Annotated in this window: 21 protein-coding genes and 2 tRNA genes; 9 read left to right on the forward strand and 14 right to left on the reverse strand. The window is 59.8% G+C overall.

All coding sequences use genetic code 11. From position 1 onward, the window contains the following. Nucleotides 1–45 precede the first annotated feature (45 nt). Nucleotides 46–1,575, reverse strand: coding sequence for a PLP-dependent aminotransferase family protein (locus CLU84_RS03430; protein ID WP_099735950.1), 1,530 nt, complete (start codon nucleotides 1,573–1,575; stop codon nucleotides 46–48). 298 nt (nucleotides 1,576–1,873) lie between these two features. Between CLU84_RS03430 and CLU84_RS03435 the strand changes: the two genes are divergently transcribed. The 4 genes from CLU84_RS03435 (at nucleotide 1,874) to greB (ending at nucleotide 2,847) form a co-directional block, all read left to right on the forward strand. Then, nucleotides 1,874–1,950 (forward strand) — tRNA-Arg (locus CLU84_RS03435). Then, nucleotides 1,923–2,069 (forward strand): hypothetical protein, encoded by a 147-nt coding sequence (locus CLU84_RS21995; RefSeq protein ID WP_158235166.1) that lies wholly within the window; start codon nucleotides 1,923–1,925, stop codon nucleotides 2,067–2,069. The genes CLU84_RS03435 and CLU84_RS21995 overlap by 28 nt, the downstream gene beginning before the upstream one ends. Before the next feature lie 33 nt (nucleotides 2,070–2,102). Further along, nucleotides 2,103–2,179: transfer RNA gene (locus tag CLU84_RS03440), tRNA-Arg, on the forward strand. Between the two features lie 101 nt (nucleotides 2,180–2,280). Continuing rightward, a complete protein-coding gene (gene greB / locus CLU84_RS03445) occupies nucleotides 2,281–2,847 on the forward strand; it encodes a transcription elongation factor GreB (RefSeq protein WP_099735951.1) in 567 nt (188 codons plus the stop codon). 144 nt (nucleotides 2,848–2,991) lie between these two features. Here greB and CLU84_RS03450 read toward each other — a convergent pair whose 3' ends face one another. The 5 genes from CLU84_RS03450 to CLU84_RS03470 form a co-directional block, all read right to left on the reverse strand. Beyond that, nucleotides 2,992–4,335: a lytic murein transglycosylase gene (locus CLU84_RS03450; protein WP_369826851.1), complete on the reverse strand. Its 1,344-nt coding sequence runs from the start codon at nucleotides 4,333–4,335 to the stop codon at nucleotides 2,992–2,994. A 126-nt stretch (nucleotides 4,336–4,461) separates the two neighbouring features. Beyond that, on the reverse strand, nucleotides 4,462–6,717 hold the full coding sequence (locus CLU84_RS03455; protein WP_099735953.1) for a bifunctional (p)ppGpp synthetase/guanosine-3',5'-bis(diphosphate) 3'-pyrophosphohydrolase: 2,256 nt from the start codon (nucleotides 6,715–6,717) through the stop codon (nucleotides 4,462–4,464). Between the two features lie 104 nt (nucleotides 6,718–6,821). Further along, complete coding sequence (rpoZ, locus tag CLU84_RS03460; RefSeq protein ID WP_099735954.1) at nucleotides 6,822–7,025, reverse strand: DNA-directed RNA polymerase subunit omega; 204 nt, start codon at nucleotides 7,023–7,025, stop codon at nucleotides 6,822–6,824. Between the two features lie 18 nt (nucleotides 7,026–7,043). Continuing rightward, nucleotides 7,044–7,673 carry a guanylate kinase gene (gmk, locus tag CLU84_RS03465; RefSeq protein ID WP_099737837.1) on the reverse strand — a complete coding sequence of 210 codons (630 nt, stop codon included), beginning with the start codon at nucleotides 7,671–7,673 and terminating at the stop codon, nucleotides 7,044–7,046. 62 nt (nucleotides 7,674–7,735) lie between these two features. Continuing rightward, nucleotides 7,736–8,629: a YicC/YloC family endoribonuclease gene (locus CLU84_RS03470; protein WP_304441935.1), complete on the reverse strand. Its 894-nt coding sequence runs from the start codon at nucleotides 8,627–8,629 to the stop codon at nucleotides 7,736–7,738. An 89-nt stretch (nucleotides 8,630–8,718) separates the two neighbouring features. Between CLU84_RS03470 and CLU84_RS03475 the strand changes: the two genes are divergently transcribed. The 4 genes from CLU84_RS03475 (at nucleotide 8,719) to hemW (ending at nucleotide 12,743) form a co-directional block, all read left to right on the forward strand. Further along, nucleotides 8,719–9,753, forward strand: coding sequence for a serine/threonine-protein kinase (locus CLU84_RS03475; RefSeq protein ID WP_099735956.1), 1,035 nt, complete (start codon nucleotides 8,719–8,721; stop codon nucleotides 9,751–9,753). Further along, nucleotides 9,750–10,655 (forward strand): PP2C family serine/threonine-protein phosphatase, encoded by a 906-nt coding sequence (locus CLU84_RS03480; RefSeq protein WP_099735957.1) that lies wholly within the window; start codon nucleotides 9,750–9,752, stop codon nucleotides 10,653–10,655. The genes CLU84_RS03475 and CLU84_RS03480 overlap by 4 nt, the downstream gene beginning before the upstream one ends. 90 nt (nucleotides 10,656–10,745) lie before the next feature. After that, nucleotides 10,746–11,345: a non-canonical purine NTP pyrophosphatase gene (locus CLU84_RS03485; RefSeq protein ID WP_099735958.1), complete on the forward strand. Its 600-nt coding sequence runs from the start codon at nucleotides 10,746–10,748 to the stop codon at nucleotides 11,343–11,345. Nucleotides 11,346–11,510: 165 nt separating this feature from the next. Beyond that, nucleotides 11,511–12,743: a radical SAM family heme chaperone HemW gene (gene hemW / locus CLU84_RS03490; RefSeq protein ID WP_099735959.1), complete on the forward strand. Its 1,233-nt coding sequence runs from the start codon at nucleotides 11,511–11,513 to the stop codon at nucleotides 12,741–12,743. A 17-nt stretch (nucleotides 12,744–12,760) separates the two neighbouring features. Here the strand turns inward: hemW and CLU84_RS03495 are convergent, their stop codons facing one another. From CLU84_RS03495 to CLU84_RS03515, 5 genes are all read right to left on the reverse strand, one after another. Next, nucleotides 12,761–13,084 carry an I78 family peptidase inhibitor gene (locus tag CLU84_RS03495; RefSeq protein WP_233209913.1) on the reverse strand — a complete coding sequence of 108 codons (324 nt, stop codon included), beginning with the start codon at nucleotides 13,082–13,084 and terminating at the stop codon, nucleotides 12,761–12,763. Nucleotides 13,085–13,261: 177 nt separating this feature from the next. Then, nucleotides 13,262–14,368 (reverse strand): SPOR domain-containing protein, encoded by a 1,107-nt coding sequence (locus CLU84_RS03500; protein ID WP_233209914.1) that lies wholly within the window; start codon nucleotides 14,366–14,368, stop codon nucleotides 13,262–13,264. Between the two features lie 180 nt (nucleotides 14,369–14,548). After that, nucleotides 14,549–15,862: a fumarylacetoacetase gene (gene fahA, locus CLU84_RS03505; protein ID WP_099737839.1), complete on the reverse strand. Its 1,314-nt coding sequence runs from the start codon at nucleotides 15,860–15,862 to the stop codon at nucleotides 14,549–14,551. Between the two features lie 85 nt (nucleotides 15,863–15,947). Continuing rightward, nucleotides 15,948–16,751 (reverse strand): 3-hydroxybutyrate dehydrogenase, encoded by an 804-nt coding sequence (locus CLU84_RS03510; protein ID WP_099735961.1) that lies wholly within the window; start codon nucleotides 16,749–16,751, stop codon nucleotides 15,948–15,950. Next, the gene (locus CLU84_RS03515) at nucleotides 16,748–17,482 is read right to left on the reverse strand and encodes a GntR family transcriptional regulator (protein WP_099735962.1); all 735 of its coding nucleotides are present in this window, start codon (nucleotides 17,480–17,482) and stop codon (nucleotides 16,748–16,750) included. The genes CLU84_RS03510 and CLU84_RS03515 overlap by 4 nt, the downstream gene beginning before the upstream one ends. 250 nt (nucleotides 17,483–17,732) lie before the next feature. Between CLU84_RS03515 and CLU84_RS03520 the strand changes: the two genes are divergently transcribed. Continuing rightward, nucleotides 17,733–19,943 (forward strand): hypothetical protein, encoded by a 2,211-nt coding sequence (locus CLU84_RS03520; protein WP_233209915.1) that lies wholly within the window; start codon nucleotides 17,733–17,735, stop codon nucleotides 19,941–19,943. Between the two features lie 56 nt (nucleotides 19,944–19,999). On the opposite strand, the gene CLU84_RS03525 is transcribed toward CLU84_RS03520, so the two are convergent. The 3 genes from CLU84_RS03525 to CLU84_RS03535 are packed head-to-tail and all read right to left on the reverse strand — an operon-like array spanning nucleotide 20,000 to nucleotide 23,265. After that, nucleotides 20,000–21,454, reverse strand: coding sequence for an FAD-binding oxidoreductase (locus CLU84_RS03525; RefSeq protein WP_099735963.1), 1,455 nt, complete (start codon nucleotides 21,452–21,454; stop codon nucleotides 20,000–20,002). A 2-nt stretch (nucleotides 21,455–21,456) separates the two neighbouring features. Further along, nucleotides 21,457–22,266 (reverse strand): 4-hydroxy-2-oxoheptanedioate aldolase, encoded by an 810-nt coding sequence (hpaI, locus tag CLU84_RS03530; protein WP_099735964.1) that lies wholly within the window; start codon nucleotides 22,264–22,266, stop codon nucleotides 21,457–21,459. Nucleotides 22,267–22,308: 42 nt separating this feature from the next. Then, nucleotides 22,309–23,265, reverse strand: a complete 957-nt coding sequence (locus CLU84_RS03535; protein WP_099735965.1) for a hydroxyacid dehydrogenase — start codon at nucleotides 23,263–23,265, stop codon at nucleotides 22,309–22,311. Nucleotides 23,266–23,268 lie beyond the last annotated feature (3 nt).

The following is a 23,268-nucleotide window of genomic DNA, read 5'->3' on the forward strand; positions in this document are numbered from 1 at the left end:
TTAACGAAGGCCCCGGACCCAGCGTCCGGGGCCTTTTTTACATCTTTATATGCTTTGCATGGCTTCGGCCAGTAACTTGATCCCTTGGTCGATCTGGTTGGCAGGAATGGACTGATAGCCCAGACGTATGAAGTTTCCCGTGTTGCGGGTCGCAGTGAAGAACACGTCGCCGGGTTCGATCAGCACTCCATGCTCGGCAGCCTGTTGTGCGAGAGCCTTCGCTGGCACGTGATCCGGTAGCTGAACCCAGCAAGAACCGCCGCCGCGTACCGGGGTGATGCGGCATTCGGGCAGGTATCTGGTCATGGCCGCTGTTAGCTCGGCATGGCGCTCTTTCTGTGCCTGCCCGAGACGGCGTAACTGGGCTTCGTAATGGCCCAAAGAAATGAACATGGCCAGCGTTCGCTGGATGAAGGTGGAAGGGTGACGAATCATGAGGCGGCGCAGGGCGCGCAGCTCCTTGATCAGCTCGGGTGGTGCGACGATATAACCTACGCGCAAGCCCGGAGCCAGGCTTTTGGAGAGGCTGCCGATATAGATCACGCGGTTGCTGCGATCCAGACTTTTGAGTGCAGGTATGGGCTGTTCATCAAAGCTGCTCTCGCTTTCGTAGTCGTCCTCGATGATGATGAGGTCATGCTTTTGTGCTGTCTCCAGCAGGGCTTCACGTCGCTCCAGAGGCATGGTGACACCCGTTGGGCATTGATGACTGGGCGTGACGTAGAGATACTCCAGCTTGCGCATGGCGTTGACGATGGGCAAGCCATCGCCGTCCACAGCGATGGGGATGACTTGCGAGGTGCGACTGCTGAAGATATTGCGTGCATCGGGGTAGCAGGGGTCTTCAATGCCGATGGAAGATCCTTCGCGCATCAGCAAATCGGCCACCATATATAGCGCATGCTGGGCACCGACGGTGATGATGATTTCATCGGGCGAAGCCCAGACGCCGCGGCGCGGCAGGATCTTGGTCTGCACCTGCTGAATGAGGCTGTCGTCATCGCGGGTGATGTGATCGGGCGCCCACAAGCGGATGTCCACCACGCCCAAGGCCTTGAGGCAACATTCACGCCAGGCGGCCGTAGGGAACAAGTCCTTGTCGAACTGGCCGTAAAGAAAGGGATAGGGGAAGCGCTGCCAGTCGTCTTCCTTCACGATGCTGCGCTGCTGACTGGGGCGTAGCCAAAGGCGTCGCGACCAGTCCGTGTTCTCCTTGATGTCCGCACGCTTGCCGTGGGATGGTTTGCGTTCGGCTCCAGAGGCGCGTCCTTGTAGCACATCGGGATGTATGAAATGGCCTTTTCTCTCGCGGCTTAGCAAAAAAGCCTCTTCGCTCAACTGCTGATAAGCCATGACCACGGTGATGCGGCCAACGCCCAGGTGCTTGGCGAGTTCACGGCTGGAGGGAACGGGTTCACCAGGTGCCAGAACCCCGGTGAGAATAGCATCCACCAGCATTTCGCGAATCTGGCCTTGCAGGCTGAGTGCAGGCCTTGCGCTGCGGCGAAACAGCTGCTCCCACATCGCCACGGAGGGAGGGATTCGGGATGGGGCTTGTTGGGTGTCTGTCGTCATTTATTGTTGTGAAATCGTTGCCTCAACCCATGAAAAGCCGGGTTTGAGTTGTCTCATGAAACATTGCCTGGTGAGCATGAGTCAGGCTTAATCTCATACAGCTGCCTTCTCATCCATTTTTGCGTAACAGCTGCGAGATGCTCAGTTTTGCCAATATAGGGCAGAGCACATGCGTGTTCAGTCAATGCGGCTTTTTGGCATCGTCAGATGCCGTCGAGGTACTTAAAAATGCTGAGCATTTCTGCCTTGTTTGATTTTTTTGGGAAGTCTCAGTTATTGATGTATAATTCGAGGCTTAGCGGCTGTAGCTCAGCTGGATAGAGTACTTGGCTACGAACCAAGGGGTCGTGGGTTCGATTCCTGCCAGCCGCACCAAACGACAAGCCTCAGAACTGAAAAGTTCTGAGGCTTTTTCGTTTGTTCACTACGTTGAAGGTGCTGGCCTGTTTGCCAAGCTGGACCACGAATCTGAAAAAAATGCGGGTTTTCACTGATGGGTCTGAAAAATCGCATACAATCGTGGCTTAGCGGCTGTAGCTCAGCTGGATAGAGTACTTGGCTACGAACCAAGGGGTCGTGGGTTCGATTCCTGCCAGCCGCACCATACGACAAGCCTCAGAACTGAAAAGTTCTGAGGCTTTTTCGTTTCTGAATGGATGGAGCACTGGATTACGCTGCACCTGATCTGTGTGAAGATTGCTGCCTATGAGCAAGGCTTTCACAAAAGAATCAGATGGCGACGACGATGATGACGTCGGTGGTCTGCCGCCATTGCCCGCTGGCGGCAAAAATTACATCACTCCCCAAGGCTATCAGCGTCTCAAGACGGAACTGCTTGATCTGATCGACAGCGAGCGGCCCAAGATCGTGGAAATCGTGCACTGGGCGGCCAGCAACGGAGATCGCTCTGAAAACGGCGACTACCTTTATGGCAAAAAACGCCTGCGCGAGATTGATCGCCGTATTCGCTTTCTGACCAAGCGCCTGGAAATTGCCGAGGTGGTGGACCCTGCCGTGCATGCGGGCAGCGATCAGGTCTTTTTTGGCGCGACGGTGACCTATGTGGATGACGAGGGGATCGAGCGCACGATCACCATCCTGGGCATTGATGAGGCGGAGAGTGCCAAGAATCAGGTCAGCTGGATTGCGCCAGTCTCCCGTGCATTGCTCAAGTCACGTGTGGGCGATGAGGTCGCTTTGCCCACGCCAGCAGGTGTGCGAATGCTGGAAGTGCTGGAGGTGAGCTACCCGGAGCCTGTCGACAAGTCCTGAGTGAACATGCAGCAAAAAGCGCCGCTTCTGGACGAAGCGGCGCTTTTATTTTGTGAGCTGCTTGCGCTTGATATTCATAGACTTCAGGTATTTTTATTCTTGAACTCTATGAATATCAGGTGGTAGTAGCTATCTTTTTAAAATCTAGTTGTTCGCCTGCAAGCGTTGCAGCAGTTCAAGCGTTGGGTAGCCATCAGCCACCAGACCTTGGCTTTGCTGGTACTGGCGAAGACCTGCTCTTGTAGCGGGCCCCATCACTCCATCCGCCGAGCCGGTGGCAAAGCCGCGCTGGGTGAGGGCCGTTTGCATGGCTTTGGTTTGCTCGCGCGTCAGTGCGCTCAGGTCGCGGGGCCACTCGGCAACAACGCCGCCATTGCCAGCCAGTTGTGATGACAGCAGGCTGATGCCCAGCGCATAGTTGGTGGAGTTGTTGTAGCGCAGGATGGCGCGGAAGTTGCTGCCGACCATGAAGGCCGGGCCGCGAGCGCCCGCGGGGGCGATGATGCTGGCACCTGCCATGGCTGGCAGGGGCTGACCGTTCATGCCTTGCACGCCCTCGGCAGACCAGGCGCTGCTGTTCTGGCGAATGGAAAGCTCGGTTCGTGCGTAATCAAAATGGGCGGGCAGGCGCACTTCTGCGCCCCAGGGCTCGTTCGCGGTCCAGCCTGAGCTGGCCAAGTAGTTGGCGGTGGAGGCGGCTACGTCTGCCATGGAGCCCCAGATATCGCGGCGGCCATCGCCATCAGCATCGACGGCGTATTGTAGAAATACCGAGGGCAGAAACTGCGTGTTGCCCATGGCACCAGCCCACGACCCGATCATGTGGGCGGCATCAATATCGCCGTTGTCGATGATGCGCAGCGCGGCAATCAGCTCTTTTTGCGCCCACTCGGCGCGGCGGCCATCAAAGGCGAGGGTGGCGAGTGCATCCACCGCCGAGAAGCTGCCAAAGTTGCTGCCGTAATTGCTTTCCATGCCCCAGATGGCGGTGATGACCTGAGCCGGCACGCCGTAGCGCTGGCTTGCTGCTTGCAGCGCAGATGCATATTCCTGCATCTTGAGCTTGCCGGTCTTGATGCGCTGTGCGGACACGGCGCTATCCAGGTATTGCCAGGGCGTGCGCGTGAATTCAGGCTGCGACCGATCCAGCTTGATGATGCTGGGTTGCAACTTGGCGCTGGCCAGAGCGCTGCGCAGCGTGCGCTCTGAGATGCCAGCGGCGCTTGCGCGCGGAGCAAACTCTTGCTTCCAGTGCGCGAAACTGCTGGCTTGGATGGGGCTTTCTGCCTGCGTTTCGTTTTCGATCGTGGTGTTGCTACTGCTGTTGTTGTTACCGCTGCTTTGCGCTGCTGCAGGAGCAGGCTTGGGCGTGGCTTGGGGCTCAGGCCGGGTAGCACAGCCTGAAAGCATGGCTGCGGCGACAGTGGCTGCCAGCAGGTGTGGACGAGCGCGGAAGAGCGAGTAGGCAGTGTGGGGCATGAAGGTGATTGTCACCTGCTGCCGGGCTTGAGAGTCGCTTGGCAGCAGTGATCGAGGTCGCAGAATGCAACAAAATCTTTCACCCATGAAAAAGGCCGCCAACGGCGGCCTGGTGCTGGATTTATGCTATCCGTATCAGGCGATGATGCGGCTGGCGCGAATCACCGAATGCAGGCGGCGCAGATTGCGCAGCGCATTTTCAAGCTGCACATTGTTTTGTACCGAGATGATGAAGCGCAGATCGGTGGTGCCCACAGCGACCTCATCCGTCATTTCAACGCGCACGATATCGGCTTCGGCATTGGCCAGCTCGGCCGCAACGCGGGCCAGAACGCCCTTGTTGTTTTGAACGGTGACAACAATGCCTGCTTCAAATGCGCGGGTGATGTCTTCCGCCCAGTCCACAGAGATGAAGCGGTCAACATCTTTTTCGCGCAGCTTGATGGCGTTATGGCAGTGGGCATGGTGCACAACCAGACCTTGGCCGCCGAGATAGCCCAGAATAGGGTCGCCGGGCACGGGGCGGCAGCAGTGCGAGTAGTGAACTGAGCTGCTCTCGTCGCCATTGAGGGTGACGGCACCCTGGAAGGGGCGGTTGTCGGTGTTGAAGCGCTCTTGCGTGATCAGCAATGCATCGGGGCGCACGCCCTGCTTGGTCATGAAGGAGGTCATGCGCGCAGCAACCAGAGAGGCGATGCGTCGACCCATGCCGATATCGACCAGCAACTCTGCTGGCGTGCGGTTGCCGGTGATGCGCAAAATCTCGTCCCAGACGCCTTTGTTGGCTTCATCTTGGGCGGGAACGCTGTCAATACCTTCGGAGCGCAGAGCCTGGGCCAGCAAGGTATCGCCCAGCTGCCCGGCTTCGGATTGCGCGGAGTTCTTGAGGAAAGAGCGAATTTTGGAGCGCGCACGCCCAGTCTTCACAAAGCTCAGCCATGCCGGGTTGGGCGTCGCCGTTTCAGAAGTGATGATCTGCACCACGTCGCCGCTCTTGAGTTCGGTGCGCAGCGGCACTTCTTCGTCATTGATTTTTGCGGCAATGGTGCGGTTGCCAATCTTGCTGTGAATGGCATAGGCAAAGTCCACCACAGTTGCACCGCGCGGCATGGCCATGATCTCGCTCTTGGGCGTGAACACGTAAACGGCGTCGGGGAAGAGGTCAACCTTGACGTGATCCCAGAATTCGGTGGCGTCACGGGTGTCGTTCTGAATATCGAGCAGCGATTGCAGCCACTGCGTGGACAGGTGTTCGGAGTCGTGGCCTTTCTGGGCTTTGTAAAGCCAGTGAGCGGCAACGCCAGCCTCGGCCACTATGTTCATCTCTTCCGTACGCAGCTGAAACTCGATATTGACGCTGGAAGGGCCGACCAGCGTGGTGTGTAGCGACTGGTAGCCATTGCTCTTGGCGATGGCGATGTAGTCCTTGAAGCGGCCCGGCATGGGCTTGTACTTCTGATGCAGCACTCCAAGGGCGGTGTAGCAGTCCAGCGTTTTGGGGACGATGACGCGAAAGCCGTAAATGTCGGTGACCTTGGCAAAGCTCAGCTGGTTTTTGAGCATGCGCAGGTACAGCGAGTACAGCGTGCTTTCACGGCCCAGTAAACGGACTGGCAGGCCTTGCGCGCCAAAGGCGGTGTTGACTTCGTCCTGCACGCGCTGGACCAGATCACGGCGGCGCGTGCGTGAGCGGGCGATGGCTTTTTCCAGCGTCGCATAGCGCCAGGGGTGCAGATGCTTGAAAGACAAGTCTTGTAGCTCGCGATAGGTCTGGTTCAGACCCAGGCGATGCGCGATGGGCGCGTAGATTTCCAGCGTCTCGGAAGAAATGCGGCCCCACTTGCTGCGCGGCATGTCGCTCATGGTGCGCATATTGTGGGTGCGGTCTGCCAGCTTGATGAGGATGACACGCACGTCGCGGGCCATGGCCAGCAGCATCTTGCGGAAGGACTCGGCCTGGTTTTCTTCGCGGGTGTTGAACTGCAGCTTGTCCAGCTTGGTCAGCCCATCGACCAGTTCGGCCACATCTTCGCCAAAGCGCTCATTCAGATCGTCTTTGGTAATGCCGCAGTCTTCCATGGAGTCATGGAGCAGTGCCGCCATCAGGGCGGGGGCATCGAGTTTCCAGTTGGCGCAGATACCCGTGACCGCGATGGGGTGGGTGATGTAAGGGTCTCCACTGCTGCGCCATTGGTCAGTATGTGCCTTGTCGGCAAAGATGTAGGCCTGACGTACCCGCTCTGCGCTGTCGGCATCCAGATAGCCTAGATGCTCCATCAAACCTTCAAAAGCAGCAGCAGACACGCGCGCAGCTTGCTCGGCAGACATGCGCAAAGGCTTGGCTGGTGCCGTAGAGGAGGGAGCTATCGTCGAATTCTGGGCCGCTGTCATATTGCTTAAATGTAGCTTGCAAGTGCAGCACTCAATCTTATAGACACAAAAAAGCACCGACGAGCGGTGCTTAATTGTGAATTGTGGTGCTGCATTGCAACAGCTTAGCTTGGCACCTTCTTCAGCATTTCCAGGCCAACCTTACCTTCTGCGATTTCGCGCAGAGCAGTAACGCCAGCTTTGTTCTTGGCTTCAACTTTGGGCGTGTGGCCTTGGTTGAGCATGCGGGCGCGGTAAGTAGCGGCCAAAACGAGCTGGAAGCGGTTGGGGATTTGCTCCAGGCTATCTTCAACAGTAATGCGTGCCATCAGGTACTCCGGGAACGGTCAGTTAGATTCAGGGATGTTGAGCGACTCGAAGGTCTCGGCGCGAAGGCGCCGCTGGGCCGCATATTTGAGGCGTTGCGCGTGGATGATCGCTTTCAGATCAAAGAGCGCACTCTCAAACAGTTCGTTGATTATAACGAAGTCAAATTTGGCAACTTGCGCCATTTCCTCTTCGGCATTTCTCAGGCGCAGTTCGATCACTTCGGGAGCGTCTTCACCACGGTTTTCAAGGCGTGCGCGCAACTCATCCCAGCTGGGGGGCAAGATGAAGATCAAAACGGCATTGGGAAATGCGTTCTTGACCTGTAGTGCGCCCTGGTAGTCGATTTCGAGCAGCACATCGGTGCCGACCTGAATGCGTTCTTCCAGAGACTTCTTGGCCGTGCCATAGCGGCGGCTGTGCACATTGGCCCATTCGACGAAGCCGTTGTTGGCGGCCATGGCGTCAAATTCAGCGTCAGAGACGAAGTAGTACTCGCGACCGTGCTTTTCCTGGCCACGCGGAGCACGCGTGGTGTGGGAGACGGAAGGGTAGACGCGCGCATCGAATTCACGCAGCGCGCGTACCAGAGAGGATTTGCCAGCGCCGCTGGGGGCCGACACGACAAATAGATTTCCGGGATGTTCCATGGTTTGGGGCATGACTTGGGGCATGAATTTCGGCGTATAGGGTGGATACGCTCAGGGATTGCTTACTCGATGTTCTGCACTTGTTCGCGCATTTGCTCGATCAGCACCTTCATGTCCACGCTGATGCGGGTCAGCTCCAGCGTGGCAGATTTGGAGCCCAGCGTATTGGCTTCGCGGTGGAGTTCCTGAATCAGGAAGTCCAGACGCTTGCCAATCTCGCCACCTTTTTTCAGCAGACGTTCTATCTCATCCAGGTGCGAACCCAGGCGCGTCACTTCTTCGGCTACGTCGATGCGGATGGCAAAGGCAGTGGCTTCAGATAGGGCGCGGTCCTGAGCGGCTTCAGGTGCGACAGCACCATCGCCCAGAGCCATGGCATCTTTCCAGCGCTCCAGAAACTTCTGGCGCTGTTGCTCAACCAGCAGGGGCACCAGCGGCACGGCTGTTTTGGCCAGTTCGCTCAATTGCTTGATATGCCCGAGCAGCATGCTTGCAAGACGCTCACCTTCGCGGGCACGGGCGGCCAGCAGATCGGTGATGGCTTGTTCTGCCAGTGGAGGGACGATTTCGTTCCAGTCCGTGGAAGCCGTGCTGGTGCCGCTGCAAAGGCGCAGCACATCGGCAACGGAGAGATCTCGCGCCTTGGGCAGCCAGGCCTGAATGGAGTCCTGCAGGGTTACCAGTCGCTGCAACTGAGCTGCAGCAGGGATGGACAGGGATTGGTTGTTGGAGACGTCGATGGCGGCGCGCACTTCCACCTTGCCGCGCTTGAGCCGCGCGGTAAGCAAGGTGCGCAGGGCCGGTTCAAGGGCGCGCAGTTCGTCGGGAAGGCGGAAGGACAAATCCAGAAAGCGACTGTTGACCGCTCGGATCTCAAGGCCCAGGCGACTATTGGACTGGGACTCTTGACCACCCTCAACGGATGCGCTGTGCTGTGCACTAGCGTATCCGGTCATGCTGTAAACTGGCATTGGACTTTTGATGGATGCTTGCAATTACCCGATTATCCGGGTTTCGAATCATCCTTGAGGTTTACCGGTAAAAAATGTCTACAAAAACCAAGCCAGCCTCTTTACCGTCAGGCAGCACAATAGGCGGTTATCGGGTGGTGCGCAGGATTTCTTCGGGGGGGTTCGGGATTGTTTACTTGGCTCTGGATGCAGATGGCCAGCAAGTTGCAATCAAGGAATACCTGCCGGCCTCGCTCGCCACGCGTGCAGTCAATGAGCTTCAGCCGGTTGTTGCGCCAGAAAAGTTGTCCCTGTATCGCCTCGGGCTCAAGAGCTTTTTTGAGGAAGGGCGTTCGCTGGCCCAGATTTCGCACGCCTCCGTGGTGAGCGTGTTGAATTTTTTCCGCGAAAACGAAACCGTCTATATGGTGATGAATTATCTGGAAGGTGCCACCCTTCAGGAATTCATTGTCACGGCGCGCGAGCTCAAAGCCGACAAGGTGTTCAGAGAGTCGACCATTCGCTCTTTGTTTGATGAAGTGCTGCGCGGCTTGCGCATCGTGCACCAGCACAAGATGCTGCACCTGGACATCAAGCCTGCGAATATCTTCATCACCAATGACGACAAGGCCGTGATGATCGACTTTGGCGCAGCGCGTGAAGTGCTATCCAAGGAAGGCAACTTTATTCGCCCCATGTACACGCCCGGCTTTGCAGCACCCGAGATGTATCGCCGCGATTCACAACTGGGCCCGTGGACAGACATCTACGCCATTGGTGCCTGTATTTACGCGTGCATGCAGGGCATTCCCCCGAATGAAGCACCGCAGCGCCAGGACAAGGACCGTCTGGCTCTGGCCCTGAACAAGCTGCGTGGCGTGTACTCGGACAATCTGATTGAGGTGGTGGAGTGGTGTATGGCCATGGACCCGCTCTCGCGTCCGCAGTCGGTGTTTGCGCTGCAAAAAGAGCTGAGCCGCGAGGGCGAGCGCCGCTACACCAAGCTCAGCGTGCAAGAGCGCATGCGCATGCAGTTTGACAACATGGTGCACGACGCCAAGAAGAATTTGCAGAAGATTGGGAGCTCCGATCGCGGAGCGGGGGCAGACAACAGCAATCGCAAACCATGAAATTTTCCGTATTTCAGCTCAGTCGCCGCGGGGGCCGTGCGCTCAATGAAGATCGCATGGGCTACTGCTATACGAGAGAAGCGGCTTTGTTTGTGCTGGCTGACGGCATGGGTGGGCATCCGGATGGCGAGATCGCTGCGCAGATTGCACTGCAGGTGGTTTCGCTGCACTTTCAGCAAAAAGCCAAGCCTTTGCTGGTTGACCCCAGGCTTTTTCTGGAGGAGGCTTTGCTGCTGGCCCATCGGCAGATTCTGCGTTATGCCGGTGCCAAGGGCATGATGGATACACCGCGCACCACGCTGGTCGCGGCCGTGTTGCAAGAAGGCAGGATCACTTGGATTCACTGCGGTGATTCGCGCCTGTACTGGGCGCGCGATGGGCAATTGGTCGAGCGCACGCGCGACCATTCCTACAGCGAGATGCGCAAGGTCTCGGGTGTGCTCACGCCGGCCAATCGCAATGTGTTGTTCACCTGTCTGGGCTCGCCCTCCAAGCCTATTTTTGATGTGAGCGAGACCAAACGACTCGAAGAGGGTGATCAGGTCATGCTGTGCTCTGACGGGCTCTGGAGCAGTCTTTCCAATTCGGAAATTCTCCAGCTTATGCATGGCAAGGCCGTGGCACATTTTGTGCCCATGCTGGTCGATACAGCGCTCAAGCGCGCTGGCGACAGTAGTGACAATGTCACCGTGCTGGCACTGGTATGGGAAACGCCCAATAATTTCGAGCCGTCCTCTATCTCCACGCTGGAAATGGAGGATCAGGGCTTCGAGTCCACGATACAGGCCGGGCCGATCGATGAGAGCGAGGATGAGCTGGACGACGAGGCCATCGAGCGATCGATTGCCGAAATCAACGAAGCCATACGCCGCTCGGCAGAGCGCCAAAAAGCCAAGACCTGAATGGGAATGCCCGCAGTGTCGGGCTTTGGCTTACTACTGAATCAATAGCTGATTGCACAAGCGCTACAAGCGTTTGTCTGGATTTTTATCATGAAAATTGTGCTGGCATCCAACAACCGCGGCAAGCTCGTCGAGTTGCAGGCCATGTTCGCTCCGCTGGGTGTAGAGCTGATTAGCCAAGGTGATCTGTTCGAGGGAGAAGCCCCTGAGCCCTATGGTACGTTTGTTGAAAACGCGCTGTCCAAGGCCCGCTTTGCGGCCGAAAAGACCGGTCTGCCTGCCATTGCTGATGATGCGGGCATGTGCGTTGATCATTTCGGCGGCCTGCCCGGTGTGGATACGGCGTATTACTGCACCCAGTTCGGCTACGAAAAAAGCGATGACAACAATGTGCGCGCGCTGCTGGAGCAGATGCAGGGCGTGGACAACCGGCGTGCGGCCATGGTCAGCACCTTGGTGGGCGTCCGTAATCCCAAGGACCCTGAACCCCTGATCGCTGTGGGCCGTGTGCAAGCGCTGCTCACCACCGAGCGTCGAGGCAGCAACGGTTTTGGCTTTGACCCGGTGCTGCTCATTCCCGAACTTGGCATGACCTTTGCCGAGATGACCCCAGAGGTCAAGCACGCGCACAGCCACCGTGGACGTTCTTCTCAGAAGATGCTGGCGATGGTCAGGGAATGCTGGTTGTGACCAATGCCTCCCCCTGAGGCGCTTTGCGCCTTCCCCCTCTCTCGCTGCGCGGGAGGGGAGACGATGCCCTCGCTGCGGGGCGGCCCTTGCTTGGCATCTCTGGCTGGGGGCTGTGCTAGTTTTAGCGGTATCGGTTTTTTGCTGAGCTAGAAAAAGTACTTTCCCATGATCCCCATCCAGCCTCAATCGCCCGAGACGGCCGAAGCTGCGGTCCAGCGCGATATTCAGCATTACATGCGTCCGGGCACGCTGCAGCTGGGCAGCTTGCCGCCGCTGTCGCTGTATGTGCACCTGCCCTGGTGCCTGAAAAAATGCCCTTACTGCGACTTCAACTCGCATGGCTGGGCCAAAAGCGATGCGCTGCCAGAGGATCGCTATATCGATGCCCTGATGGCCGACCTGGAAAGCGCGCTGCCGCTGATCTGGGGGCGCACGGTACACAGTGTCTTCATGGGCGGTGGCACGCCCAGCCTGTTTTCGCCAGAGTCCATCGATAAGCTGATCGCCGGTCTGCGTGCTCGTCTGCGCATGGAGCCGGACTGTGAAATCACCATGGAAGCCAACCCCGGCACGTTTGAGAAAGACCGCTTCAAGGCTTTCCGTGCGGCGGGTGTGAACCGCTTGTCGATTGGCGTACAGAGCTTTGATGACCGCTTTTTGCAGGCGGTGGGCCGTGTGCATGATGCCGCGCAGGCGAAGGCGGCTGTGCGCGAGGCGGCGGACAATTTCGAGACCTTCAATATCGACCTGATGTATGCGCTGCCCGGCCAGTCCAAGGCGGATCTGCAGCGCGATGTGGATATGGCGCTCTCGTTCGCGCCGCCGCATCTGTCGATTTATCACCTGACCATTGAGCCCAATACCTATTTCGCCAAGTACCCGCCGGTGATTCCTGAGGACGATACGGCTTACGAAATGCTGGACCTGATCACGGCCAGCACCAATACGGCGGGTATGAGTCGCTATGAAGTCTCGGCCTATGCAAAGCCTGGCCATCAGTGCTTTCACAACAGCAACTACTGGCATTTTGGCGACTATCTGGGGATTGGTGCGGGTGCGCACAGCAAGCTGAGTTTTGCGCACCGCATCGTGCGGCAGGTGCGATTGCGTGATCCGAATCGCTATATGGATATGGCACTGGCCGGCACGCCGCTGGCGCAGGACCACGAGGTCAAGCGTGCCGATCTGCCGTTTGAGTACATGCTCAATGCGCTGCGTTTGCGCGGTGGCTTTGCGCTGCAGGAGTTCATGGAGCGCACCGGCCTGCCCATGTCATCCATTGCCAAGGGGCTGGACGCGGCGCAGGCCAAGGGTTTGATTACACGCGACATGGGGCGCGTGGTGCCCACCGAGCGCGGGTTTGATTTTCTGAACGACTTACAGGAAATGTTCCTGTAAAAGTCCAGTTGCCATATTTAGCCGCAGCGCAGGGCGATGATCTTGCCCGCGTCGTTGGTGATCACGTTGAGGCGCTCCTCGTTGTATTCCATGGTGGCGGGCTGGTTCTCGCGCAGCACGCGCAGCTGATAAGAGCCGGACTTCTGGCGAATGTTCTCCAGCGTCGATGCTACGGTGTTGTGACCGATAAACATCTGCACCGGCTGCGCATTGCAGACCTGCAACTGGCGCGCGGGTTGGGCCGGTGCGGAAGCCACCGTGCCGTTGCTGGCGCACCCTGTGATCAGCAAAGCAAGAGTGCCGGTGGCCAGACCGATAAGGGTGCGATGGGATACGTGCATGGTGAATGTGTGACGAGTCATGACCACACCATAGCGCACTAGCTGGTGAATTCAGCATCCGACGCTTTGTGAATATGCAAGCGGGTGAAACCAAGTAATGTGCAAAATTCATAGCTGCATGCACTTTTTTATCAAGCACTAGAGGCTGATTGGGCTCTATGTCGTTGCCGGTGTTGATCAGGGCTTGGCGGTCTTGTCTGCGGGCTGAAAAATCGTAGCGTCGATATTGGCGGCCTGCAACTTGCGGACGGCTCTTTCAGCGCGCTTGCGGCTTTCAAACGGGCCGCTGCGCAGGCGGGTGACTTCGCCCTTGTTACTGCTCATTTTTTGTGACAGCGCGGGCAGTTTGGATTTTTTAAGCTGGGCCAGCACTTTGTCGGCATTGGCGGCTTCTGAATACACGCCCACATTCAGATAGAACTTGCCGGGAATTAAATCGGTTGCGGTTGTGTTTGCTGGCGTCGCAGCTTCAACCGGCGCAGCGATTGTGGCGGGCACAGGGGCGGTGACGGGTTCGGGGGCTGATTCAGCCGCCGGAGCTGGCGCACCGGGCTCAATCACTGGCGCAGCGACCGAAGCAACTACAGCAGGTGCAGCAGATACAGCAGGCGCAGCAACAGGCTGAACCACAGGTCTTTCAGCAATTGCAGGTGGCGCGCTGCGAGATGGCAGCAAAGCCAGGCCGGCCCCAGTAATGGCCGCAACGGGCAGGGCCAGCACCAGCAGGGCGGCGACCTTGTTCTGGGCCGGGCTGGCCTGTGCTTGCAGAGCGGCATGGGCTTGTGCCATGTTCGGTGCGGCCGTAATGGCCTGCAGCGTTTCGGCCTTGATTTTGCGCCAGTACCAGCCGTTGGCCAGCAGTCCTGGCACGGCCATGGCCACCAGCCAGAGCGCAGCGCCCACGCCAAGCGCCATGGCATGGGGCAGCGCAGGGCGCAGGCCCATCCACCAGATCAGCGCGACGACGGTGACGGCTGCAAGGTACTTGGCCGCTTCCAACCACAGGCCGCGCAGGCAGCACCAGGCCAGGGTGAAGAAGGCGGCCGCCATATTCCAGCTGGGCAGGCTGCGGTCCAGCGCATCAAAGCGCTTGAACTGGGCGAGGTAATAGGCCTGTGCGCGCGGGCCTATGCGGCTGGCGTAGAGCTGAGGCAGCAGCCCAGCATCTTCCTCGGACGGCTCTTTGCTTTGCAGGCTGTTTTGCATGGAGTAGGCGGCTGCCGCAAATGCACTGGCGATGGATGCAGGAAGTGGGCTTGCAGGGCCTGCGTCAGAGTGAGGCATTTGTCTGAGCACAGGCTCTTGCCGCTGAGGTTTGGCAGCAGGGGCGAGCGCGGGCGTTTGGGTGTCCGAAGCGGAAGGCATGACCCTGATTGTGTCATGACGTTACGAATAGCTTTGTTGCGCATTCCCAGCAAAAAACCGGCACAAGGCCGGCTCTTTGGGAGATGGCTTGATGCTCGATCAGGCCTTGTGCGCAGGCAGCACGGTGGCGCGTACTTCGCCAAAGCCAATGCGGGCCGTACCGGGCTTTTCGCACCAGCCGGTGAAGACCACGGCATCGCCGTCCAGCAAGAAGGTGCGGGTTTCACCGTTGCTCAAGCTCAGCGGGTTCTTGCCGCCTTCGGTGATTTCCAACAATGCCCCGGCTTGGTCCATGGTGGGACCAGACAGCGTGCCCGTGCCCAGCAGGTCGCCGGGTTGCAGATCGCAGCCGTTGACGGTGTGGTGAGCAACCAGCTGCGCCATGGTCCAGTAGGCGTGGCGGTAGCTGGTCTGGGTGATTTGCTCGGCTTGCTTGCCTTCGGCACGCATCTTCTCGGTCTGGATGGCGACGGTGAGCTGCACATCCAGCGCACCGTGCTGAGAGTTGGCTTCAGAGCTGAGGTAGGGCAGAGGCTGTGGATCTTCGGCTGGACGGGTGAAGGCCGTGCGGTACGGCACCAGCGCTTCCAGGGTCACGATCCAGGGCGAGATGCTGGTGGCGAAATTCTTGGACAGAAAGGGTCCCAGCGGCTGGTATTCCCAGGCCTGCACATCGCGGGCCGACCAGTCGTTGAGCAGGCACAGGCCGAAGATGTGGTCTTCTGCATTGTCCATGCCGATAGCATTGCCCCAGGCGTTGGCGGAACCTGCGTAAATGCCCATCTCCAGCTCGTAGTCCAGACGGTTGCAGGGCTTGAGCACGGGGTTCACATCAGGGGCCTTGATCTGGCCATTGGGGCGCTTGAAGTCAACGCCCGAGACGCGGATGCTGGAGGCACGACCGTGGTAGCCAATGGGCACCCACTTGTAGTTTTCCATCAACGGGTTGGTGGGGCGAAACAGCTTGCCCACATTGGTTGCGTGATGGACGGAGGTGTAGAAGTCGGTGTAATCGCCGATCTGCGCGGGAACGGCATATTCCACATCGGCCTGTGCCACGAGGCAGCCTTTGAGCGTTGCTTCTTCGGCGGCACCGGCACGCAGCGCGCGCGATAGCGCCAGACGCAGGGCCGACCATTGCGTATGGGTCATGCCCATCAACGTGTTGAGCTGGCTTTGCGCTGCTGCTTCGATCTGGGTCTGCACATCGCTGCTCAGAATCTTGGCGTTGCGTACTGCAGCCATATCCAGCACCTGATCGCCAATGGCGACACCGCCGCGGAAGCCTTCGCTGCTGCCCTTGCGGCGAAAGACTGCAAAGGGCAGGTTCTGAATGGGAAAGTCGCTCTGGCCGGTGTTGGCGCTGGCCACCCAGCTTTGCAGGCCTGCGTCGTGTGTTTCGTTCAAAGTCATCATGTCTCCTTGATTGTTTTAATGAAATTGGCTTGCAGCGCTTATCTGATAAGCGCTGGTAGCTATTGATTTGATAGTTTGCTGCTCAGGCAGCGGTAAAGCCCCCGTCCATATTCCACTGCGCGCCGCGCACTTGGGCTGCGTTGTCGCTGGCCAGAAAACTGGTCAGCGCGGCGATTTGCTCGACGGTCACAAAGGCTTGCGATGGTTGCTTGGCTCCCAGCAATCGGGCGCGGGCAGCGGGCTCGTCCAGCCCCTCGCGAAGCACCAGTGCATCGATCTGCTTCTGCACCAGCGGCGTCAGCACCCAGCCGGGGCAGATGGCGTTGCAGGTCACAGGTGTGGTGGCCAGCTCCAGTGCCACGGATTTGGTCAGACCCAGCAGTCCATGCTTGCTGGCCACATAGGCTGGCTTGTTGGCCACGCCGACCAGCGCGCTCACGGACGCCATATTGATGATGCGTCCCCAGCCACGTGCCAGCATGGCGGGCGCGCAGGCCTGAATGGTGTGGAAGGGGGCGGACAGGTTCACAGCCAGCATGGCATTCCACTTCTCTGCCGGAAATTGCAGCACCGATTGCACATGTTGCATACCGGCGTTGTTGACCAGAATGTCTATTTCGCCCAGCTCGGCCGCAATGCGACGGGCCAGCGGGGCAATAGCCTCGCCATCAGCCAGATCCAGCGCGTAGTAACGCGCGGCCACGCCCATGGCGTGCAACTCGGCAAGCTGTGCATCGGTGGTGGCGGATGCGGCTTTGCTGCCGTGCAGGGCAATGGCTGCGCCTTCGCCGGCCAGTAGCCTGGCAGTGGCCCAGCCAATGCCGCTGGTGGAACCGGTGATCCATGCCACGCGGCCGCAGTGGGGTTGGCGCGAGGCGGCGATCATTTGAGCAAGTCCATTTCCATGTGCACGTACTGGCTAATAAAGCGCACCTTGGCCCAGTAGACGATCAGTCCCTGTGGGTTGCAGGCCCAGCGCAGCGCCTGCATTAGCGGCGTCCCCAGCGGTACGCCAAGATGCTCGGCAATCAGCTCGTCGGCAGGGACCACGCTCAGGTACTGGCGGGCCGTGGCGATCTGGCCGGAGTCATTGCCCAGCGCCTGTGCCAGCGTGGCGCGTTCCAGCTGCTCCTGCAATTTTGGGTAAAGCTCTTGCTCCAGATACAGCTCTGACAGGCAAAACCGGGCATCGCCATGGCTGTGCACGCGCAAAAAGTGCACATACGCTGGAGCCAGGGTGCCGGGCAGTGGGAAACCGGAGGGAATCGGTGGCACGCAGTCATTGGCAGTGTGCAGCGTGATTTGTTGAATCTGTTCGCCAAAGGCCACCAGTTCTTGCCAGCTGGTGGGTAGCAAGAAAGAGGGCGGTTTGTAGGGCTGGCCCATCACCCTAGTTCCGCCGCGCTTGCGGGTCTCCAGCAAGCCTTCGTCGACCAGTGCATGCACAGCCATGCGCACCGTGGTGCGCGAGACGCGGTGCAGGGCTTCGAGTTCTTCGACGGTGGGAATGCTTTGCCCTACCGGCCATTCGCCCGTCGCGATCTTGTTGCGAAATAGCCGGGCCAGCTGCAAATGCAGCTTGTCGCGGGTCTGAGAGGCGGTGGGCACGGGAGTCATGGGCAGGGCTCTATCGGAATCAGTGTAGCAAATAAAGTATCTGAACAAATACTTTATTATTGAAAAGGACGAAGGCGAGAACGACCCGCTTATTAGGCCGTCACTAAACACGCCAAGAGTTCACAAATGTCACCATTTTTGTCACTCAAATGACTTTTAAACTCACGGTTTTGATAGCGGACAGTGCCTGTGGCGATTGGTTGCCCGGCACTCTGACAAGGGCAAACCTTGCCCGGGAGTTGATGGTTTCATGCAGCAGCAGTACGAGTGGCAGTTTTTCCGCGCCGGCGATGTGGACCAGGTGGTCATACGCACCGGCCAGGACATTGCCCACATTGGTGAGTTAGACAAAAAGCTGTGGGTGGCGCTGGCCTGCCCTACACGCGGAATTGAATTTGACAGCGCAACGCTGGATTTGATTGATGAAAGCAAGGATGGGCGCATTCGCCCGCCCGAGCTGGTCGCCGCCTGCGAATGGGCTGTGGCGCGTGTGCGAGACCCGCAGGTGCTGGCCGATGGCGGTGATGTGCTGCAACTGGCCAGCATCAACGACGCCACTGAAGACGGCGCGCCTCTGCTGGCCGAAGCCCGGCGCGTGCTGGAGCTGGCGGGCGAGCCACAGGCCAAAGCCATCACGCTGGCGCAGGTGCAAGAGCGCCTGGCTTCTTTGCAAGCGCTGCGCTTTAACGGCGATGGCGTGGTCAGCGCGGCAACGGCTGAGGGCGATGAAGCGCTGGCCGCTCTGATTGCACGTATTCAGGAGCTGTATGGCGCGGTAGATGGTCACGACGGTGTGCCCGGCATTGACCGCCCTAAGGCAGAAGCCTTCTGGGTTGATGTGCAAAGCCTGCAAGACTGGTTTGGCAAGGCTGCCGAACTGGGCTGCCACTTGCAGCCCCGTGCGCTGGCGCTGGCTGCAGCCGAGGCAGTGAATGCCGTGCAGGCCAAGGTCGATGATTTTTTTGCCCGAACCCGATTGGTCGAGTTTGATGCGAACGCCAAGGCGCCGCTGAACCCGACGGAAGAGGGCTATGCGGCTTTAGGTGCGCAGGTGCTGAGCAACGCCTCTGAAGCGCTGGCCGCACTGCCGTTGGCAGCGGTCACCGGCGAGCGCAACTTGCCGCTGGTGCATGGCGTCAATCCCGCATGGGCGGCGGCGCTGCAAACTCTGCGCGAGCAAGCGATTCAGTCGGTCTTTGGCGATGCCTTGATGGTGCTAACCGAAGAGCAATGGGATCAGCTCAAAACCATGCTGGCGCATTGCCAGCACTGGCTGGCTCAGTGCCCTGCCACACCGCTGGGAGCCTTGAGCGAAGCAGAGGTTCAAGCATTGCTGGGCAGCGGCCTGCAAGATGCGCTGACGCAGTTGCTCGACCAAGATGACGCTGAAAAAGAGCACAGCCTGCAAGCCAGAGCACTGGAAAAGCTGATTCGCCTGCAACGCGATTTGCTGCCGCTGCTCAATAACTTTGTCTCCTTCTCCAGCTTCTATCGGCGCGAAGGCGCGGCGTTTCAGGCTGGAACACTGTTTCTGGATGGCCGCAGCTGCGATTTGACCGTGGAAGTGGGCGATGCCGCAGCTCATTCGGTGCTGGCGGCCATGGCCAAAACCTATCTGGCTTATTGCGAGTGCAGGCGCGAAGGCCAGAAGAAAATCATCGTCGCGGCCTTTACTGCCGGTGATGTGGACTTTCTGTTCGTGGGCCGCAACGGCGTGTTCTATGACCGCGCGGGCAATGACTGGGATGCCACCATCATCAAGCTCATCGACAACCCCACCAGCATTGGTCAGGCCTTCTCATCGCCGTACAAGAAGTTTGTACGCATGATCGAGGAGCAGGTCGCAAAGCATGCTGCGGCCAAGAACGATGTGGTGAATGCCAGCCTCAGCGACAACGCGACCAAGCTGGTGACAGCCCCCAAGGACCTGGCCCCCGCACCGGCCGCAGCCAGCGCCCCGCGCAAGACGGATGTGGGCACCGTGGCCGCCATTGGCGTGGCTTTGGGCTCATTGAGTGCGGTGATGGTCGGTATCTTTGGCAAGTTCATCGAGCTGGGTCCGTGGATTCCAGTCGCCATTCTGGGCATTGTGCTGGCCATCTCCGGCCCCAGCATGTTGATTGCCTGGCTCAAGCTGCGTCAGCGCAGCCTGGGCCCGATTCTGGATGCCAGCGGCTGGGCCATCAATGGCCGCATGAATATCAACCTGGGCCTTGGCCGCAGCCTGTCGCAAACAGCCAAGGTGCCCACCAACGCCAAGCGCAGCTACGCGGACCCGTATGCGGATAAGCATGGCCTGCGCAACACCCTTTGCGTGCTGGGTCTGGTCGTGGTAGCCGTGTTGCTGGCCTGGCGCATGCACTGGCTGGACGCCGTGCTGCCCGCCAGCTGGCAGCCTCCACAGCAGCAGGTGCTTGAGCCAGCGGCGCCAGCTCAAGCTTCAGGCCAAGAGAAGCGCTAGCACCCTGCACGGAGTCGGCGGCTTGCCGCCTGCTCCGTTCGGTCCAGCCTGCAGCGTTATAAAGCAGCGCTTGGCGCGGGCAGCACCTTGTTGGGGTTGAGCAGGTTTCTAGGATCCAGTGCCTGCTTGATCTGCCACATCAACTCCAGCTCCACGGGTGTCTTGCACAGCAGCAGGTCGTCGCGCTTGGCCACGCCTATGCCATGCTCGGCCGAGATAGAACCATTTTGCTGGTGGGCAAGCCCGTCGACTGCGCGAGAGACCGATGCATAGTGCTCGGACAGGAACTGCGCAGCAGGCGCATGCTTGGGGCGCAAGGGATTGAAGTGCACATTGCCATCGCCCATATGTCCGTAGATCACCATGCGTGCATCGGGTGCCATCTCCAGCACCTGTGCCGATGCTTGTTGGATGAAGTCCGCCACCTTGGATAGGGGAATGGAGATATCGCATTTGATGCTGCCGCCTTCGCGGGTCTGGGCATCCGAGATTTCCTCGCGCAGCTGCCAGAAGGCCCGGGCATCGGCGAGGCTAGCAGCGATAGCGGCATCGGTAATCAGGCCGCCAGCCATGCCTTCCTCGAGGATGCGCATCAGTGTGGCGTCCAGGGTCTGGGCATCGCCACCCGAGCTCAGCTCAATCAACACCATCCAGTCGTGGGCGTCGGGCAGAGGTGCGCTCCACTGCGGCATGGATTCCAGCACCAGGGTCAGTGCGGGGCCCGAAATCAGCTCAAAGGCCGTCACGGCCTGGCCCGCGATGCGCTTGGCCTCGGTCAGCAACTGTACGGCCGCATGCGGGTCTTTCACCGCTACCCATGCCACAGCCGTTGCGCTGGGCAGGGGCATCAGCTTGAGCACGGCGGCAGTGATGATGCCCAGCGTGCCTTCGGAGCCTATGAACAGCTGCTTGAGGTCGTAGCCCGTGTTGTCCTTGCGCAGACCGCGCAGCGAGGAGTAGATGCGCCCATCGGGCAGCACGGCCTCGATGCCCAAGGTCAGATCGCGCATATTGCCGTAGCGCAGGACGGCGGTGCCGCCGGCATTGGTCGAGAGATTGCCGCCGATCTGGCAGGAACCTTCGGAGCCTATGCGCAGCGGGAACAGGCGACCGGCGTCTTCGGCAGCAGCACGTGCGGCCTGCAGCGTGACACCGGCCTGCAGCGTCATGGTGTCATTGATGCTGTCGATTTCCTGCACCTGGTTCATGCGGCGCAGATTGAGTACCACGGCATCGCCCGCATCGTCGGGCACGGCTCCGCCCATGAGCGAGGTGTTGCCACCCTGAGGTACCACGGGAATCTGGTGGCTTGAGCACAGAGCCAGAACTTCGCTGACCTGCTGCGTCGTGGCCGGCAGCACCACGGCTATAGCCTTGCCGTGATAGAGCTTGCGATAGTCGGTGGTGAAGGGCTGCATGTCGGCCGAGGCATCGAGGCAGGCCTTGTTGCCGACGATGGCGCGCAGGCCATCGAGGAGTTGAGTGGGGGAAATTTTGGAAGCTTCAGTCATGTTTAGTAGGCTCCGCGTGCCTCGGCAGAAACGGCTGGGGCGGTCGGTGTGCCCAGAAAATCGGCAGCCAGTCGGCGCGCGGCATTGGCGTAGAGCAGCACATCGACGCCGACGGCGACAAAGGTGCAGCCGAGTTCGAGATAGCGTCTGGCCAGCGTGGGGTCCGAGGTCAGCGTGCCGGCCGCTTTGCCGGAGGCCTTGATGGTGCGCATTGCGGCTTCGATGGCGGCCTGCACCTCGGGGTGACCCGGCCTACCGCGATAGCCCATGGAGGCGGCCAGGTCGGCCGGACCAATGAAGACGCCGTCCACACCGTCGACCGCGCAGATCGCTTCCAGATTGGCCAGTGCCGTCACCGTCTCTACCTGTACCAACAGGCAGACTTCCTCATCGGCAATATCGAGATAGTCGCTGCGCGCACTCCATTGGGAGGCGCGCCCGACCGCGCTGCCCACGCCGCGAATGCCCAGCGGCGGATAGCGGGTTGCCGATACCAGGCGCTGTGCCTGCTCTGCGGTATCGACCATGGGCACCAGCAAGGTCTTGGCACCGATATCCAGCAACTGCTTGATCAGCGCCGTGTCGCCGTGGAGCAGACGCACCACGGGCTGGGTCTTGTGAGCCGCCACGGAATGCAGTGCGGCCAGGGTGGAGTGAAAGTCATTGGGTGCATGTTCGCCGTCAATCAGCAGCCAATCGAAACCCGTGCTGGCGCTGACTTCGGCCATATAGGGGTCGGCCATGGAAAGCCAGAGGCCGATTTGCGGCTGTTGCGCGGCCAGTGCGGCTTTGAAGGGATTGTTTGCGGGCATGTGATCGGTTCGTGGGAGGTGAAGGTCGGGCGCAAAAGCGCCTCAGGCGACCCGGTGGAGGGTGGGGAGTGCGGTGTGGGCCAGATGGTCCACGATGTTTTGCGCAGTCATGGATGCGACCTGCAAGCCTGCATCGCGCGTCACGCCCGCCACATGGGGGGTGAGCAGCACCTGGGCTAGTGCTGCCAGCGGGTGGCTGGTGGGCAGGGGCTCGGTATCGAAGGTGTCCAGGCCGGCGCCGCCGAGCTGGCCGCTGCGCAATGCATCAATGAGTGCGGCCTCGTCCACGACGGGGCCGCGCGCGGTGTTGATGAGCAGGCTGCCGCGCGGCAACAAGGCCAGCTCGCGTGCGCCGATCAGGCCCCGGCTGCGCTCGGTCAGCGGGCAGTGTAGGCTCAGTATGTCGATTTGGGGCAGCAGGCGGTGCAGCTCGGCCTCGGTGGCGAAGCCATCGGCCTGGCCCTGGGGCCGCAGCACCAGCACCTTGGCGCCCAGGGCGCTGGCCAGTTGCGCGGTTGCACGGCCAATGCTGCCGTAGCCGACTATGCCCACCGTGGCGCCGCGGAAGTCACGGCCCTGCCAGGTGCTGCCGGCCCATTCGCCGGCGCGCACCATGCGGTCCAGCTGCGGTAACTGTCGCGTGAGCGCCAGCATCAGGGCCACGGCATGTTCGGCCACTGCACCAGCATTGGCTCCGGGGGCCACGGCCACGGCAATGCCGCGTGCGCGCGCCGCCTCCAGGTCCACACTGTCCACGCCGGCACCGTTCTTGGCCACGATGCGCAGCGCCGGCGACGCGGTCAGCACATGGTCGGTGATGGGGGCGGAGCCGCGCAGCACGATGGCCTGCGCGCCGGTCTCTGCCAGGCGTGCGACCAATGCGTCTTCAGTAAGGCTGCCGGGCAGAAAATGCAACTGGCCGCCGGCCTGCTGGATGATGCGCTGCGCGGGTTCGGCCCAGTGCGACGCGGTGACTAGAACGTGGAAATGTGAGGACATGGT

Source organism: Comamonas sp. 26 (genome assembly GCF_002754475.1).
In the GTDB taxonomy this organism is placed as follows: domain Bacteria; phylum Pseudomonadota; class Gammaproteobacteria; order Burkholderiales; family Burkholderiaceae_C; genus Comamonas.